This window comes from Rummeliibacillus sp. NPDC094406 (assembly GCF_044763875.1).
Classification (GTDB): domain Bacteria; phylum Bacillota; class Bacilli; order Bacillales_A; family Planococcaceae; genus Rummeliibacillus.
This window is the reverse complement of sequence record NZ_JBIWGZ010000007.1, coordinates 24,536-41,172: the sequence shown is the minus strand read 5'-3', so window position 1 is coordinate 41,172 and position 16,637 is coordinate 24,536. Positions and strand designations below refer to the sequence as shown.

Annotated in this window: 19 protein-coding genes; 5 read left to right on the top strand and 14 right to left on the bottom strand. The window is 34.0% G+C overall.

The features are described from left to right. Positions 1-39: 39 nt before the first annotated feature. Positions 40-1,815 (bottom strand): SulP family inorganic anion transporter, encoded by a 1,776-nt coding sequence (locus ACIQ4I_RS16775; RefSeq protein WP_403098068.1) that lies wholly within the window; start codon positions 1,813-1,815, stop codon positions 40-42. A gap of 275 nt (positions 1,816-2,090) precedes the next feature. On the opposite strand from ACIQ4I_RS16775, the gene ACIQ4I_RS16770 reads away from it, so the two are divergent. Both ACIQ4I_RS16770 and ACIQ4I_RS16765 read left to right on the top strand, forming a co-directional pair. Continuing rightward, on the top strand, positions 2,091-2,777 hold the full coding sequence (locus ACIQ4I_RS16770; RefSeq protein ID WP_403098066.1) for a DUF2225 domain-containing protein: 687 nt from the start codon (positions 2,091-2,093) through the stop codon (positions 2,775-2,777). Between the two features lie 29 nt (positions 2,778-2,806). Continuing rightward, on the top strand, positions 2,807-3,169 hold the full coding sequence (locus tag ACIQ4I_RS16765) for a hypothetical protein (RefSeq protein WP_403098064.1): 363 nt from the start codon (positions 2,807-2,809) through the stop codon (positions 3,167-3,169). 98 nt (positions 3,170-3,267) lie between these two features. Here ACIQ4I_RS16765 and ACIQ4I_RS16760 read toward each other — a convergent pair whose 3' ends face one another. The 7 genes from ACIQ4I_RS16760 to ACIQ4I_RS16730 all read right to left on the bottom strand — a co-directional run bounded on the left by ACIQ4I_RS16760 (position 3,268) and on the right by ACIQ4I_RS16730 (position 7,770). Further along, positions 3,268-3,723, bottom strand: coding sequence for a GNAT family N-acetyltransferase (locus tag ACIQ4I_RS16760; protein ID WP_403098062.1), 456 nt, complete (start codon positions 3,721-3,723; stop codon positions 3,268-3,270). 42 nt (positions 3,724-3,765) lie between these two features. After that, entirely contained in the window at positions 3,766-4,323 is a 558-nt protein-coding gene (locus ACIQ4I_RS16755; protein ID WP_403098060.1) for a cysteine hydrolase family protein, read from the bottom strand. Between the two features lie 20 nt (positions 4,324-4,343). Continuing rightward, the gene (locus tag ACIQ4I_RS16750) at positions 4,344-5,027 is read right to left on the bottom strand and encodes a hypothetical protein (RefSeq protein WP_403098058.1); all 684 of its coding nucleotides are present in this window, start codon (positions 5,025-5,027) and stop codon (positions 4,344-4,346) included. Between the two features lie 279 nt (positions 5,028-5,306). Next, positions 5,307-5,888 (bottom strand): GNAT family N-acetyltransferase, encoded by a 582-nt coding sequence (locus ACIQ4I_RS16745; protein ID WP_403098056.1) that lies wholly within the window; start codon positions 5,886-5,888, stop codon positions 5,307-5,309. Positions 5,889-6,165: 277 nt separating this feature from the next. Next, positions 6,166-6,528, bottom strand: a complete 363-nt coding sequence (locus ACIQ4I_RS16740) for a MerR family transcriptional regulator (RefSeq protein ID WP_403098054.1) — start codon at positions 6,526-6,528, stop codon at positions 6,166-6,168. A gap of 708 nt (positions 6,529-7,236) precedes the next feature. After that, entirely contained in the window at positions 7,237-7,410 is a 174-nt protein-coding gene (locus ACIQ4I_RS16735; RefSeq protein ID WP_403098052.1) for a hypothetical protein, read from the bottom strand. A gap of 33 nt (positions 7,411-7,443) precedes the next feature. Continuing rightward, on the bottom strand, positions 7,444-7,770 hold the full coding sequence (locus ACIQ4I_RS16730; RefSeq protein ID WP_403098051.1) for a YnfA family protein: 327 nt from the start codon (positions 7,768-7,770) through the stop codon (positions 7,444-7,446). A gap of 170 nt (positions 7,771-7,940) precedes the next feature. Between ACIQ4I_RS16730 and ACIQ4I_RS16725 the strand changes: the two genes are divergently transcribed. Next, positions 7,941-8,504, top strand: coding sequence for a histidine phosphatase family protein (locus ACIQ4I_RS16725; RefSeq protein ID WP_403098049.1), 564 nt, complete (start codon positions 7,941-7,943; stop codon positions 8,502-8,504). A 99-nt stretch (positions 8,505-8,603) separates the two neighbouring features. On the opposite strand, the gene ACIQ4I_RS16720 is transcribed toward ACIQ4I_RS16725, so the two are convergent. Both ACIQ4I_RS16720 and ACIQ4I_RS16715 read right to left on the bottom strand, forming a co-directional pair. After that, positions 8,604-9,173: a hydrolase gene (locus ACIQ4I_RS16720; protein WP_403098047.1), complete on the bottom strand. Its 570-nt coding sequence runs from the start codon at positions 9,171-9,173 to the stop codon at positions 8,604-8,606. Positions 9,174-9,390: 217 nt separating this feature from the next. After that, positions 9,391-9,978: a DNA-3-methyladenine glycosylase I gene (locus tag ACIQ4I_RS16715; RefSeq protein WP_403098364.1), complete on the bottom strand. Its 588-nt coding sequence runs from the start codon at positions 9,976-9,978 to the stop codon at positions 9,391-9,393. A 196-nt stretch (positions 9,979-10,174) separates the two neighbouring features. On the opposite strand from ACIQ4I_RS16715, the gene ACIQ4I_RS16710 reads away from it, so the two are divergent. After that, positions 10,175-11,920, top strand: coding sequence for an ABC transporter ATP-binding protein (locus ACIQ4I_RS16710; RefSeq protein WP_403098045.1), 1,746 nt, complete (start codon positions 10,175-10,177; stop codon positions 11,918-11,920). Between the two features lie 180 nt (positions 11,921-12,100). Here the strand turns inward: ACIQ4I_RS16710 and brnQ are convergent, their stop codons facing one another. Together brnQ and ACIQ4I_RS16700 are read right to left on the bottom strand one after the other, a co-directional pair. Continuing rightward, positions 12,101-13,441, bottom strand: coding sequence for a branched-chain amino acid transport system II carrier protein (gene brnQ / locus ACIQ4I_RS16705; RefSeq protein ID WP_403098043.1), 1,341 nt, complete (start codon positions 13,439-13,441; stop codon positions 12,101-12,103). A 264-nt stretch (positions 13,442-13,705) separates the two neighbouring features. Further along, on the bottom strand, positions 13,706-14,023 hold the full coding sequence (locus ACIQ4I_RS16700) for a MazG nucleotide pyrophosphohydrolase domain-containing protein (protein WP_403098041.1): 318 nt from the start codon (positions 14,021-14,023) through the stop codon (positions 13,706-13,708). A gap of 88 nt (positions 14,024-14,111) precedes the next feature. On the opposite strand from ACIQ4I_RS16700, the gene ACIQ4I_RS16695 reads away from it, so the two are divergent. After that, on the top strand, positions 14,112-14,690 hold the full coding sequence (locus tag ACIQ4I_RS16695) for an LOG family protein (RefSeq protein ID WP_403098039.1): 579 nt from the start codon (positions 14,112-14,114) through the stop codon (positions 14,688-14,690). Between the two features lie 71 nt (positions 14,691-14,761). Here the strand turns inward: ACIQ4I_RS16695 and ACIQ4I_RS16690 are convergent, their stop codons facing one another. Further along, positions 14,762-15,850: a sensor histidine kinase gene (locus ACIQ4I_RS16690; RefSeq protein WP_403098038.1), complete on the bottom strand. Its 1,089-nt coding sequence runs from the start codon at positions 15,848-15,850 to the stop codon at positions 14,762-14,764. Then, positions 15,847-16,569 carry a response regulator transcription factor gene (locus ACIQ4I_RS16685; RefSeq protein WP_403098362.1) on the bottom strand — a complete coding sequence of 241 codons (723 nt, stop codon included), beginning with the start codon at positions 16,567-16,569 and terminating at the stop codon, positions 15,847-15,849. Before ACIQ4I_RS16685 ends, ACIQ4I_RS16690 begins: the two co-directional genes overlap by 4 nt. Positions 16,570-16,637: the final 68 nt, after the last annotated feature.

Sequence of the window (16,637 nt, the reverse complement as noted above, 5' to 3'; positions counted from 1 at the left end):
TTAATGAGTGAATCTTTAAAAACCACACTAAATTCTATTTTACTTGTAATGATAACTATCTTCCACGCGCAATCTTAATTTTCTCTTTTGGTTATCTTCTTCACAAGATAATACTTTACATTCATTAAAAACAAATTTCTTACAACCCATACATTTATTTTTGTCTAATTGTAATAGAGCATAATCGATTGCTTCACCCGTATGATCAAAGAAATGTTCTTCACCTATAAGGTTATATAACCCAGTTTTTTTGAAAAACATTTTAGGCTCAGCTTTTAAACCCGTTACCAAGATGATTCCATGTTTTGAGAAATCTTTTACAATACTTGTTAAATAATAATTTCCCGTTGTATCGATAAAAGGCACTTTATTCATTCTTAAAAGCAATACTTTTGGCTTGTAGTTAATAGAATTCATAATATCTTCTGCAAAAGATTGTGCAGCACCAAAGAATAGTGGTCCTTCAATATTGAAAATACTAATTTGTGGGCACCCGTGTTGAGAAGTTGCCTTTTGAGCTTCAACTTTCGCATGTTTTCTAGAGCGATTTGGTATAGCTTTTTTCGTAACCATATGATAACTCATATTCTTTATAAATAAAATAACCGCTAGTAGAAGACCGAATTCTACTGCAACTGTTAAATTGATGAAAACTGTTAATATAAACGTAACAGCTAAAACTAGCGAATCACCTGTTTTTGTTTTTAACACATGGTAAAACACCTTTTTTTCGCTCATATTCCATGCAACTACCATTAAAACTGGCGCCATACTGGCAAGTGGAATGTTTGAAGCATATGGCGCAAAAAGTATTAATATTATTAATACAACCAAGCCATGAACAATACCAGAAATAGGTGATACAGCACCCGTTTTAATATTCGTTGCTGTTCTTGCAATAGCACCGGTTGCCGGAATACCACCAAAAAGTGGTGTTACCATATTGGCTACCCCTTGTCCTATAAGCTCTCGATTACTGTTATGTTTACTATTTGTCATACCGTCAGCCACAACTGCAGATAGTAATGATTCAATACTACCAAGAATAGCAATTACGAAAGCTGGTTTTAAAAGATGGACAATTTTTTCCCAAGTTATATCAGGAAATTGGAACTGAGGTAAAGAGTTTGGGATATCCCCATACTTAGAACCGATTGTTGCAACTTCTGTTGGGTAGAAAATGGTTGCAATAATCGTAGAAACTACAATACCAATTAAAGGACCAGGTACTTTTGGAGCCAATTTTGGTATGAATAGAATCAAAAACAAACAAATGCAGCCAGTTAAAATACTATAAATATTCACTGTATATAAGTGAACAGCAATTTCTTTCAAATTATCGATAAATAATTCTTTGCTTTTAACATTTTCAAGTCCTAAAAAGTTGGCAATTTGCCCGACAAATATAGTTACAGCAATTCCTGTCGTAAACCCGATTGTCACTGGTCTTGGAATATATTTTATTAAGGATCCAAGTTTAAAAACTCCCATTAAAATGAGCAAAATCCCTGCTAAAAATCCCGCTATTAATAAATCTTTATAACCATATGATATAACAATACCAAATAAGATTGGTATAAACGCTCCTGTAGGGCCACCAATTTGAAATTTTGAACCTCCCAAAAGTGAAACTAAAATTCCTGCAATAATAGTTGTATATATTCCATACTCCGGTTTTACTCCTGACGCAATTGCAAAACCCATCCCTAATGGAATTGCAATGACAGCTACTATTAAACCTGATAGTAAATCCTTTTGAAAACTCTTTAAGGAGTAGTCTACATACCTTCCTGAAAAATTTAATTTTTTCAGCATAATTATCCTTCTTCCTTTATCTTTTAATAACTGAATATCTGATTATTTGAATATACTATTATATGAATATATAGCGTAAAGTAGAATTTGTAAATAGTACTTCTAATTAATATTTTTCTATGCACAAGAGACTATAATACGGTCCATTAGACAACATACTTCTATAAAACCGAACTCTAAAAAAATATCTATTATTTTAAAGTTCTTTTCACCTATTATTAGCAAAAATATTGTAAAATAAATGCATACTTCTATGACAAAAGGAGAGGTATTATATGGGAATTAATATCTATTATTATGAAAGTAAAATAGAATGTCAGTATTGCAAAAAGAAATTTACTACATATAAAGTACGCCCAAATCGTTATAAAGTAATTCATCAGGATACAGATTTTATGCCTATCTACGACGGATTAAATCCAATGTTATATGAAGTTGCAGTTTGTCCTCATTGTGGATATGCCTATCATAAATCAATGGTTCGCACATATGGACCTTTTATGGAATTTGTTAGAGAAATTTATATTAAACCGCTACAAAAACCAATGTCCATTTGCCATGAAAGAACATTAGATGATGCGATCGCCAGTTTTAAGCTAGCCTATCTAGTGTCTAAAGCTTCAATGGAAGAACCACTTGTTATGGCCAACATTGCGATTAAAATTGCATGGCTTTACCGCTTAAAAGAAGAAAATAAATCAGAAATTCATTACCTACGTTCTGCTAGGGACTTTTACAGCCAATCATTTGCGACAAATAAGGAAGGTGAAGAAAGAATTCAATTTCTGTTTGCTGAATTAAGCCTTCGCATTGGTGAGACAGATGAAGCTAAAAAAGGATTTTCTCATTTAATATCAGGTCGAGATGTTTCAGATAAATATCAACGATTAGCTCGTAATCGTTGGGAAGATTATAAATATAATTCGGATAAAATAGAGAATGAGAATGTGAAAGAAGGATAATCACATCATTTTTTAAAGGGGATATTTTTATGATATCAAACTCAAAAATTCAATTAGGCGTAAAAGAAGAAGATATTTTTTCAGATGTGATCCATTTTCTACTTAGAAAAAACCATCGTCTTTTTTCAAATGATCAATTAATCGAAAAAACTGGAATTCCTTCAGACTTAATTTTTAAATGGGTAAAATCAGGGAAATTAAATCCATCCCTTTTTCCTAATCTTGGAGCACCATGCGAAAAATGCGGAAATCTAACAAATCATTCAAAAATCTGTAGGGATTGCACTCAATCAATTACTCATACCCTTAAGCAAGAAGAAAAAGATAAAATATGGTTTGATAAAATTCAGAAAAAAGCACCGAAGGCAAACTCCTATCGCTATAAATTATAAACTACCAAAATCAATCCAAAATGATTTTAATAAAAAAATCGGGTAGAAAATAATTTATTTCCACCCGAGTTTTTTGAAATTTCTAATCATAATTCGCCTTATAATTCCTTTGTCATAAAGACACTATTAGGGTCTTCCTTGTAATCAGCAAAGGGCTTACAATACTGAAATTCAAATTTTTCATATAGATTTCTAGCAGGAGCAAATGTTGCCATTGAACCTGTTTCCAAACTTAATCGTTTATAACTACGCATTTTAGCTTCTTCTATAATGTGTTGCAAAATTTGCTTGGCAACACCTTTTCTTAAATGATGCGGTGCGGTTTTCATTGATTTGATTTCTCCATGTCTTGAATCCAGCTTTTTCAATGCACCACATCCAGCTAATTCATCTTGTTCCCACGCACTCCAAAACGTAATTTCAGGTTTCTTCAATTCCTCAAGACTTAAAGCATGAATACTTTCAGGAGGAGAATGTAATGTCATATTTTGAATATGTCCTCCTATTAATTTCGCCACTTCCATCCCAGACAAATCATCTACTTTAATTTTCATTAACAACCCTCCAATTATTTAAGTGGACTATGATATTGCTTCTTATCGATAGCTATCATGAGTAGGTTCAAACAAGTTTTCATTAGCATTTCTAACCATCGAAAAATGATCTACATTATAATGTCCATGTAGCGTTGCATTGTGATGACGAATAATTTGCTCAGCAGATAATATCTTCGAGTCTGTTGTGGAATGTCCATCACCAACTAACGTCACATCAAATCCATTAATAGTTGCCGCCCTAACTGCCGTGTCTATACAAAATTCAGTTTGGCACCCCATAACCACAAGGTGTTCTATATTCTTGTCCTTTAAATATTCAAGTAATGGCGTACCATAAAAAGAATTTGTTGCTAGTTTATCAAAGATTACAGCATCAGAAGGTACTTTAATATCCTTGTGTACTTGAAATCCGCTACCTTTTCCGTTTGAAACATCTTTGTCCCTAATAAAAACAATATTCGTTTTTTCCTTTAACGCCTTCTCAATAACAACATTGATATTATGGATGACTTTATCTTTTTCAAAAACACCTTGGCGTTCTAATCCACCATCCATTAACTCTTGCTGTGCGTCAATTACAAGTAAAGCTTGCTCCAAAATAATCTCCCCTTTTTAAATCATTTATTTAATTTAATCCATACACGTAATGGACCTATTGCTTCCCATCCTGAAGATTTTGCTACTATTAGACTGCTATTGTGCTCATATCCTACCATTGATAGCTTTGGGAATTCTTTCGATATGATTTTAGGAATATCCCTCCATAGTTTTTTCTCTTCATACCCTATAGAAAATACATTTGATATTCCTACAACACCTTCACTTAAATTAGCAATAAATCCTGAAATTCCATCCTTTGTCTCACATATAAAAATCTTCACATTCTGTTGCTTTAATAGCTCAGATTTAATGACATTTTCTAATTCACTTGCACCATTCCATTTTTTTAAATCTTTTTCTGTTGTAATTATTCGCCAGTTTGTTTGAATAGGTTCGAAATCCAAAATCGGTTCATGAACAATCCATTCGGCCTCAAATAAAATATCAAAACCTAATGGTGTTAAATTAAGATTTGCATAGCTATCTTTAATACTTGATACCTTTCCATTTTCAATAAAGTACTTTACTTCTTCAATTGTTGCACGTTTATCTGAAGTAATGACTTCAGGGTAAAATGTTGGAGCTTTTGAATGAAGTCCCCAGATGTTTTTTTTTGATATCCCAACAATCCCATGTGTAATACATATGATTTGACACCAAGCAATATTATTTAAAACGGCTAGATCTATTTTAGAGCGCATCTATCATTCTCCTAGTCCAAAAATTGATTTGTTTTCCCTATGCAGCCTTATTTCGAGGCCACTGACAAAGTCAAAATGCATGCGTATTAATAATTAAATTTTGTGTTTCAATTTTTGTTGAAGTGGAATCAGCGAAGACTCCCGCGGAAAGTTAAGCTGATTCCACTTCAGGTTATAGTATTTGTATTATGAAATTTAGGGATAAAATAGTTTTTCAGCCATTATGGTTAATACCATGTTGTGTTTTTATAAAAGCTCGAATAGAATACGAATTAAATTTTATCCAAAATATTTTTCATAGCACACACATTCATGAACACGCTGATTGTCGTTGAATTGCTCTATGTTCTGTCCTACATAATGAGCAAAACTTTTTACAGGATATAAATTAGGAATTTCTCCTTTGATTTTCCCCTTCATTTCATTTTCTTCGAAATAAATATGATAATAGGAATCAACCTTTTGAAAATTCATTTTTTCATACCAGTTTTGCACCCATTGGTCGTCTCTCGTCCATGCTTCGAAACGATTTAATCCTAGCTTTTTTGCAAGTATTTCAGCATTTTTCAGTAATTGTTCCCCAATTCCTTGTCGATAGAAATCCGGATGGACGGCTATATGCCAAATCATCCCGCCTAATCTTTCGCCCCTTGAACAAACGGTCTTTTCTTCCTTTTCATATTCCACATCAATGAGACCAACAATTTGGTTATCCATCTCTGCAACTAATTCGATTGCTGGATTTGCATAGTGCTCCTTCTTATTTAAGACATTATCAAAATAAGCAGTATGCAAAAATGATAACGTTCTACATCGAACCCAGCCTTCTTCATCTCTTTCTTCATAATTACGAATAATCATAGAAAAAAATCTCCTTTTCGTCTGAATTGAAGCCACTGAAAAAGTATAGTAATACAAATATTTGCAGTATATATCTGCTATTGAATGAAGTGGAATTAGCTCCGCTTTCCGTGGGCGAACTGACGAGCCTCCTCGCTGCGCTCCGGGGTCTCGTCTAGCTCGTTTTCCCACAGGAGTCTCCGCTAATTCCACTTCAACTAAAAATCAAGCAACGTTTACTTTTTCAGTCCCGTTTCTAAATAATTGTAGGTGAATACTGCGATTTGCATCTTCCTAACTAAGCATTTGTTAATTTCTTAATTTGAGCGATTAGCTCTTCAATCATTTGAAGCTTGTTTTGAATATCCAATACTTCCGCTTCAAAGAATTCCTTACTAGAATTCAGTTTTAGTAAGATACTAGATATTAATTCTTTAGAGTTACAAGCAGTTTCTCTTTTTATCTTGAATACCATTTGAATGTCCTTCATTGATAATCCTAAGCGCTTCATTTCCTTAATCACTTCAAAATCAGTGATATCTTGTTCGGTATAGTTTCTTCTATGATCTTTCCAGGTTGGTCTAAGTATTTCTAACTCTTCATAATAACGAACAGTATCCTTTGTAGTACTTACCTTCTCAATAAATTCACTTATTTTCATAAATCTCTCCTTTTCCTATTGATGTGGGGTTAACCCCATACTTTATACTGGCCAAAATAAGGATCCAGAAGGGGGAAAAATCATGATTAGTACTTTCATAATTCTTACTTATTGTTGTATCAGTTTAGTATCTATTGCTATTTACTGTTATCAACAAAACATCCTAAAATTAAGTATTAATAAACTTGTTGCTATCTCTTATTTTGTAATCGTACATTCTCTATTTTTAACTACAACAATCTTACACAATAATTCTTCTTTATTTTATATTATTTCGATAATTCTGGTAATAACATCTCGCATATTCATTGGAAAAATTCTATTTAACAAGATTCACTTTTCACATCATATTGTAATGTGTTCTTTCTTACTCATAATGATTACTATTCGTTATTTAGGTTATTAAAATTAGATTAAACAAATTTTAGATTTACCCATTATTGTAATTTAAGCAAAAAAAGTCGACACTGTTTATCTACGTGTCGACTTTCGATTTTAATGAAATATCATATTCAGATTTGGATGTTCCGCTACAGACGGCGCTTTCCACGGGGCTTGGCTTCAATCTCCTCGTCACTACGTGCCTGCGGGGCTTTCAGTTCAAGCTTTTCCCGTAGGAGTCGCCGTCTTTCGCTCCACACAAAAAATTGGATATCATTTAAATGTTCATATATTTTATATAAATTTTACATTATGAAATTGATTCATTTATGAAAAAATAACCTTTAATAATTTACTGATCATTCTCGGTATGATCAGTAAAAAATTCATAATTACTTCGCCTATTAATGAATCACGAATGTATACCAGCAAATCTTTTATATTGTTATTTACCTTATCTTTTTTAGAGTCAGATTTCTTATTCTCTGGTGTTTTTGGCATATGAAATGTACCCTTTTTTTAGCCTGAAAATTTTTAATGACGCGGTGCAAATAAAATAACAGCAGCACCTATTAAACAGATAGCTGCTCCAATCCAGTCATATAGATCAGGTGTTTTTCTATCAACTCCCCATCCCCACAAAATAGATAGAACAATAAATACCCCACCGTATGCGGCATAGACTCTTCCGAAAGATGGGAAACTTTGAAATGTAGCGATGATTCCATATATGGCTAAAATAATTCCTCCTAAAAGTCCCCAAGATAAAGGCTTTCCTTCTCTTAATGCTAGCCAGATTAAATAGCCTCCACCTATTTCTGCTAGACCAGCTAAAATAAATAATAGTATTGCATTAAACATTTCATACACTTCCTTAAAGCTTCAATTAATATATAAGCCATTATAACGTGTTCTTATGTAAGTAGCTCCTTTTATTAGCGAGAAAACTTCCTAAATAGGCATTCATAATGAACAAATCTGGGAGAAGGTAATATATTATGGTATGCATTTAATCGGAGGGAGAAATAAAATTGAACTACCCGCAATATGTAGGCGGAGAACATTCGTTACTGAATTCTCTCCAACAAGGTGGATATATTTTGTATGCCAGACACGGAGAAGCTCACGTGGGATCGGATCAGCCATACCTCGACCTCAATAATTGCTATACGCAAAGAAATCTGAGTGATACAGGAAGGAGACAAGCAATACTTTATGGGGATGCAATACGGCGTTTGCAAATACCCATTGAGTATCCCGTCCATGCCAGCCCTTTGTGTAGAACAAGGGAAACGGCTTCACTAGCTTTTGGTGGAATGAATGTCCAAGTAGATCCAATAGGTTATGGAATTAATCAATTAAGCGGTCATTTAAACTGGTGGGACCAAGAAAGAATTTTAAACGATCTTCAATCAGTACTAGAAATACCACCAAGCATAGGGAAAAATAAAGTAATTGTTGCACATAGTTTTCCAAAGGGCGTTGGATTAGGCAACATTCCTAATATGGGAACAGTTGTTGTAAAACCTCTTGGACGGGGAAATGGTTATGAAATTGTTGCAAGAATCCCTTTGGAGCAACTTCAATACCTATAAAGCTTATGCATAATACGGAGCCATTATTTATGACTTTGTCATACATTTCTTAATGAAAAAGGATGGAATTAGATCCATCCTTTTAATTTGAGTATTGATTTAATCATTATTTATTAGATTCATTACTTCTTCACTGGTCTTAATTTGACCAATTCTCGGGAAAATATATTTACAAACAAAATCATGTTCCTCTTTGGCAGTAGCTGTCATAGCATCTTCTACAAAGATTTGGTGATAGCCGTGTTGATATGCTTCTCTAGCCGTCATATCCACACCTATTGAAGTTGAAATGCCGCATAGCACGATGGTATCAATACCACGACGTCGTAATTGCAAATCAAGATCAGTACCATAAAATGCTCCCCATTGTCGCTTAGAGATTACATGAGTATTTTGAACATTCTCTAGTTCAGGCACAAGGCGGTCCCAGTCTTCTGGTAATTGCGCCGAATTACTATTGTTTTGTAAATCTGTATGGGGGTTTAACATATCTTTTCCATCTACAGATGAAACTCGTACAAGAACAACAAATGCTCCCTTTTCTGCAAATGCGTTCACTAATTTACTTGCGTTCTGTACAATCTGTTCACCCGTATAAGGAGCACGTTGGCCATGAACGATTCCATTTTGTAAGTCAATTACGACAAGCGCTGTTTTCTCTGTATTCAATTTCTTCTCTCCTCTTTTTCTATAATGGCTTCTTTTAAACAATTGTGCCGATGTACTTAATGATTACTTGCTAATCGTTGGATTTATGTTACTTGAGCTTGTTGAAATTAAGCTAAAAAAATCACACAATATGCTACAGGGTAATAGCATTATTATATTAGAATGCAGAACGAAGATTTTCTCTTCATTCTGCTTTTTTTATTGTTACATAGATTTCTCAAATAGCTGGGTTATTTTCTTTTGAATGAGAAGATGGATGACAGTAACATTCAACTGTGTGGTCATTCACCATTCCCACAGCTTGCATATAGGAATAGCAAATCGTACTTCCAACAAACTTAAATCCATCTTTTTTTAACTGTTTACTCATCTTGTCACTAATTTCATTTGAAGTAGGTACTTCATTTCCCGTCTCCCAATTATTTATAATTGGCTTGTTATTCACAAAGCTCCAAATATAACTAGAGAATGAACCGTACTCTTCTTGGATTTTCAAAAATGCCTGTGCATTTGTTACCACGCTTCGGATTTTCATTTTATTCCGAACAATCCCCTTATTTTCCATCAATGATTGTAATTTTTCATCTGTATACATAACAATTTTTTCTGCTTCAAATCGATCAAAAGCATTTCGGTAATTCTCTCTTTTTTGTAATATCGTCCACCAACTAAGTCCTGCTTGTGCCCCTTCTAGGCATAACATTTCAAACAATATCCGATCATTATGAACAGGGACTCCCCATTCTTTATCATGATACTCAATATATAATGGTTCTTTTGTTTTTGCCCACGTACATCGTTTAATCATTAATAATTCACCATCCCGATATCATATGATTTGTGTCTCACTTTACTAATTATACATAATCTTTCTCTTTCATTATTTTCTAATAAATGAGATCTGCAATAAAGTAAAAATTTAAAATTTTTACCAATTAATATTTAGTTCATAACTTTTTTGTATACTATTTATAACAGAGTTAGAAAGGAAGTATATAACTATGCAACAAGATAAAGCTCAAAAAGGGTGGCGCCAGTTTTTGCAATTAGTCAAGCAAACGAAACCTTCCAAATTAATGATAGGAATCGCTCTACTATTGAGCTTAGCTACCACAGGTGTTGGTTTATTAGTGCCACTTTTTACTAAAGACCTCGTTAATGGTTTTTCCATAAGTGCAATAAACGCTAAAAGCATTTCGATTTTAGTTATTGCGATTCTTGCACAAGCATTGGCGAGTGGATTCTCAATTTATTTATTAGATCGAATCGGTCAATCAGTTATCGCAGGTATTCGCGATAAACTTTGGAAGAAGTTACTTGTATTACCGGTTAGTTATTTTGACGAACATCCTTCAGGTGAAACGGTTAGTCGTATGACAAATGATACTTCTGTCGTAAAAGAATTAATATCGGAGCATTTAGCTACCTTTGTTTCAGGAATTATTTCAATAATTGGTTCGATTATTGTATTATTCATTCTTGACTGGAAGATGACATTAATGATGTTCATCGCTATTCCTATCGCGGCATTAATCTTAGTACCGCTTGGGAAAACAATGTACAAAATCTCAAAAGGTACACAAGATGAAACGGCAAAGTTTACTGCTGTACTTCAACAAGTGTTGTCCGAAATTCGCCTTGTTAAATCTTCTAATGCCGAAGAAATTGAGTACAACAATGGTAGACGAGGTATTACAAATCTATTTCACTTTGGTTTAAGAGAAGCGAAAGTTCAGTCATTGATTGGTCCTATCATAAGCCTAGTTATGATGACACTCCTTGTTTTATTATTAGGTTATGGTGGTATGCGTGTTTCGTCTGGCGCTTTAACTGCTGGTTCTTTAGTGGCTTTTATCATGTATTTATTTCAAATCATTATGCCAATGGCACAAATGGCTTCTTTCTTCACTCAATTCCAAAAAGCAACAGGTGCAACTGAACGCATCATTTCTATTTTGGAATCTGAAGAGGAACTAGATACAACTGAAGAAGTGCAACATATGAACGAATCCATTAAAGTGGAACATGTAAACTACAGTTATAATACAAAAGATCCAATATTAAAAGACATTAACTTTAACATTGAGGCGGGTAAAGTTACTGCAATTGTTGGGCCAAGCGGTAGTGGTAAAACGACTCTATTTTCACTATTTGAACGCTTCTACAGACCTAATACTGGGGACATTTCAATCGGTGGCAAATCAATCAACGATTTCTCCCTGTTTTCTTGGAGAAGTCAAATTGGCTATGTTTCGCAAGAGAGCCCTATCGTTTCTGGAACAATCCGCGATAATATTTGCTATGGTATGAATCGTGAAGTAACTGATGAAGAGATTAATACAGTTTCGAAAATGGCGTATGCAGATCAATTTATCGCTGACCTTCCAAATGGGTATGACACAGAAGTTGGCGAAAGAGGTATGAAGCTATCTGGTGGACAACGCCAAAGAATAGCGATTGCTCGAGCTTTTTTAAGAAATCCCAAAATATTAATGCTTGATGAGGCAACTTCAAGCCTTGATAGTAAATCCGAAAAAGTAGTTCAGCAAGCATTAGATGAATTAATGGAAGGTCGCACGACAATTGTTATTGCTCATCGCTTATCAACTGTAATCGATTCAGACCAAATTATTTTCCTTGAAAAAGGAACAATTACTGGTAGCGGAACGCATCAGGAATTATATCAATCCCATAATTTGTACCGTGAATTTGCAGATCAACAGTTACACAAGATTGAATTTGATTAATTCTTTGAAAAGAATGAAGGAATATTTGATTTGTATTTGTAATCTAAAAGAAAAGCCTCTTAGAAGTTCTAAGAGGCTTTTTCTAGGTTCATATTGTTTTTCAATATTAATATTAATAGTTTATCTCACGATCATCGTTTAGAATTTCAATAGGAAACTATATAAAAGGTGATAGCATATTTATGCTTTCTTTATAAGTGCATAGACATAACCAATTAACCCCCCGATTATCGCAGGAATTAACCAGCCTAAGCCAATTTCATAAAATGGCAATACACTTGCATAAAACTTTTCAATTGAATCTAAAAAGCTAACTTGTGCTTTTGGTAAGTTTGCTACTAATGCGTTATACCCGTCAATCAAACTGACAAAGAATGTTAAGAACATTGAAACTGCATATACGCTACGGCGCGCCTTAAATAACGGTGCAACTAATGTTAATAAGATAATAACGATTGCCAATGGATATAAGAACATTAAGACTGGAACAGCAAATTTAATAATATTATCTAAACCAAAGTTCGCAATCACAAATGATATGAAACATAAGATGAATACAAACCATTTATAGCTTACTTTTGGGAACACTTCATGGAAGAATTCACTACATGCAGTAATCAAACCAATACTTGTTTTTAAACATGCTAATACAATAATAATTGCTAATAGAATACCGCCGAATGAACCGAAGTAATGCTTCGCAACAGCTGCAAAGATTAAGCCTCCGTTTTCAAATGATCCAACAGCATCGACACTTGTTGCCCCCATAAATGTGATAAAGCCATAAATAAGCATCATAAGAACCATAGCGAAGATTCCGGATTTCCAAGTTGCCTTCGCAATTTCCTTCGTACTTGTAATACCCTTACTCTTGATGGCATTAATCACGACTATACCAAAGGCTAATGATGCAAGAGCATCCATGGTATTGTACCCTTCTTTAAAACCTGTCATAAATGCTTGATCAACATAATTGCCTACCGGATTTTTGAAGCTACCCATCGGGAAAATAATACTTGTGATAATCAAAATAAATAAGAATACTAAAAATGCAGGTGTTAAATATTTTCCGATATAATCCATAATTTTCGCTGGATTTAACGAGAAGTAATACACGATTGCAAAGAACACCAAACTAAACAAACCAAGTGCTAAAGTGACATGGTTTGATGCTACATAGGGTTGAATTCCTACTGCAAATGGTACTGTAGCTGTACGAGGAATCGCAAAGAATGGTCCAATTGTTAAATAAAGTGCTAATGAAAAAATAAGCCCAAACACTGGATGGACACGATTACCCAAGTCACGTAAACCATTGCTACCAGATAAACCAATAGCTAGAATCCCCATAAATGGTAGACCAATTGCCGTAACTAAGAAACCGATAAGTGCTGGCCAAAAATGCGTCCCCGATAACTGGCCAAGTTGGATTGGGAAAATTAAATTACCTGCTCCAAAGAACAATCCAAAAAGCATTGTTCCAATTACCGCATATGTTGAAAAAGGGATCTTCGATGTCATGGCTAAATCTCCTTATTGCCTAAATTTTTTATTTTATATAGTAATTTTAGTATCTTATCAATATTTCTATTAAACGACAACCCTACAAGAGCAAAAAAAGAAACTGTCCACATAAGACAGTTAGTTGTGTAGTATATTTTAATTTTTCACTCTTTTAAGAAAACTCTTGTGTCATTTAATATAAAAAGATTCTCTCTTTTAATTTAAGTTAAACAATTCATAATCTCTATCCATTTTCGGTTTTTAAATACATAACCTTATCTATCAATCAGAATAACGATCTGATAGTTTCTTTTTATGTGAGTTAAATACTTCTTCTAGAGGGATATCGTACTTGTTTGCAATCACAATTAGATTACCTAATACATCACCTAACTCTTCAGTTAACTCCTGTCTATTTTCCTCATAAGTTCCTCTTACTTCATCAGGTCTATCTCTACCTATTTCAAGGGCTCTTATTGCTCGTGCAACCTCACCCGTTTCTTCTGCTAAAAAGCCTATACGAATAAAAATGTCTAACTCAGACCAGCCCCTACTTTCGTAATAACTCTTTACCCATTGCTGAAATTCAGTTACATTCATTTTTATCTAACCTCCAATTCAATTATTAGTTTAACAAAGTACTGAAAGTTTTGTATAATATTGTCTGATGTTTTTAGGAGGCGATGTTATGAAAAAGTTAGCTGTATTTTGTGGATCAAGTAATGGCGCATCAGAAGTCTATATAGAAGGTGCAAAAAAACTTGGTAAAGAACTAGCTAAACGAAATATTGCACTTGTTTATGGTGGAGCGAGTGTTGGTGTTATGGGTGCTGTTGCAAATTCCGTTTTAGAAGAAGGCGGATATGTCATTGGTGTCATGCCAAGTTTTTTGGAAAAGAGAGAGATATCTCATAAGAACTTGTCAGAGCTGATCGTCGTAGATTCTATGCATGAGAGAAAAGCAAAAATGGCTGATTTGGCAGATGGATTCATAGCTTTGCCTGGTGGTCCAGGAACTTTAGAAGAGTTCTTTGAAGTTTTTACTTGGGCTCAATTAGGACTTCATCGTAAACCATGTGGTCTCTTAAATATTAATCACTATTATGATCCGCTTATCACGTTATTTAATCATATGGCTGATGAGAAATTTTTGCATGAACAATACCGTTCAATGGCACTTGTAAATGAAGAGCCAAAGGAACTGCTCGATCAATTATCTACTAATGAGCCACCATCTGTGAAAACTTATATTAAGGAAAAAGCTTAAGACAATTAGGAAGGCACCATTCTTTTTTGAAATGGTGCCTTAAATTTACGTAATCCATATTTTTCTATCAACTACTTTAAAAGAGGTAAGGTTATGGTGAATTTTGTTCCTTGCTTTAATGCACTCTCTACTGTAATTATTCCTTCATGGGCCTCTATTAAACTTTTCACAATTGCCATACCCAAGCCTGTTCCTTCAGATTTTTGCTCGGTTGTTGTACCTCGATAATATCGATTAAATAAATTTTGTTGCGTTTCCACTGTCATACCTATCCCATTGTCTAGGATAATGATCGTTAATACATTTTGTTTTATCTCGAGTGTGGTTGTAATCATAACAGGTACTTCATTATAGATCACTGCATTCATATAAATATTTTGCAGTGCTCGTTTAAGCAAATACGGGTCAAACACTAAAGCTAAATCATCTACTTCCGCATGCAATTCAAAATGGTGCTTTTGTGCACGTAAATCATTGCTAACATCAGCTAAAACTTGTTGGACAAACGTTACAATATTTTGTGATGTTTTACGAATGGGTAGAGACTGTGAATCTTCAAGGCGCAACGCTAAATTCAAGTCTTGTACAAGTTGCTCCATATGGGTCCCCTTATCATCAATTTCTTGAACAAAATTACGCTGTTCCTCTTTTGACCAATCATAATCAGGATTTAATAATAATGTTGAATAACCTTTAATATACGTTAATGGTGTTTTTAAATCATGTGAAATTCCCGCTATCCATTCACGCTTTGCCTTCTCTAGTTCGGCACGCTCAACCTTTGCCTTCTGCAATTGTTCCCTCATACGTTCAAGATGTGTGATAACTTCTTGATATAAACGATAACGCATTTTTAATTTTCCTTTACGTAAATAAATTTTTTCGCAGTCTTTAAGTGGCGAAAAATCTTCATTCACTAATTGATCAATCCACTTCATTATAAGTAATAAGGGACTACCAAAATACCAGCCAAACCATATAATGCATAAGATTGTATCCAAACCAATGATAATCATTACAAACCATTGATAGCGTTCGCCATTTAACCCAAGCCTCGGCAAAATGCCCTCCATCACAAGTGGCACTGTAAATGTTAAAAGTAATAGCCAAACGATAAAACCTAATAATAGATGCAGAATAAATCGTTGTTGAATTTTCATTTAGCATCACCTGTCGGCGGAATAAATTTATAGCCAATGCCTCGTAAGTTCACAATAATTGTTGGCTTTCTCGTATTATCCCTCAATTTTTTACGCAACTTTGCAATATAAATCGTTACGGTTTTTTCCTCGCCAAACAGATCTTCTCCCCATACAAGCTCATAAATTTGTGAAGTCGTAAATACGCGGTTTTGATTTTTGCAAAAGAAATGCAGTAATTCTAATTCTTTTGCGGTAGCTTGAACTACTTCCCCATGTACAGTTAATAAAGCCTCATCTGGTGAAAATGCGAACGTGTCATATGTATATGTTTTTCTTTCAGAATGTACGGACTTTTTTTCATACACTCGCTGGCGTCGTATAATTGCTCGTATTCTTGCTACAACTTCAAGTGGATTAAATGGCTTTGTAATATAATCATCGCCCCCCACACTTAGGCCAGTTAATTTATCAAAATCACTAGAACGTGCACTAATAAATAAAATTGGTGCTGTTGTTTGTTGACGAATAGATGAACATAACTCAAATCCATCACCATCTGGCAACATAACATCCAATAAAATAATATCAAACTCCTTCTTCCCCAAAGCTTGCAGCGCCTCCGTTTTCGTCGACGCGGTTTCAATATATGTAAAGTGCTCTTTTTGCAATGTGATTTCAAGCATTTTTAAAATACCAACTTCATCATCCACAATTAAAATTCTTTCATCATATGTCATTTTATTCCCTCTTTCTCCTTCTATCTTATCTAATTTTCTTAGTAATACTATCTTCCATGCAAAAATTA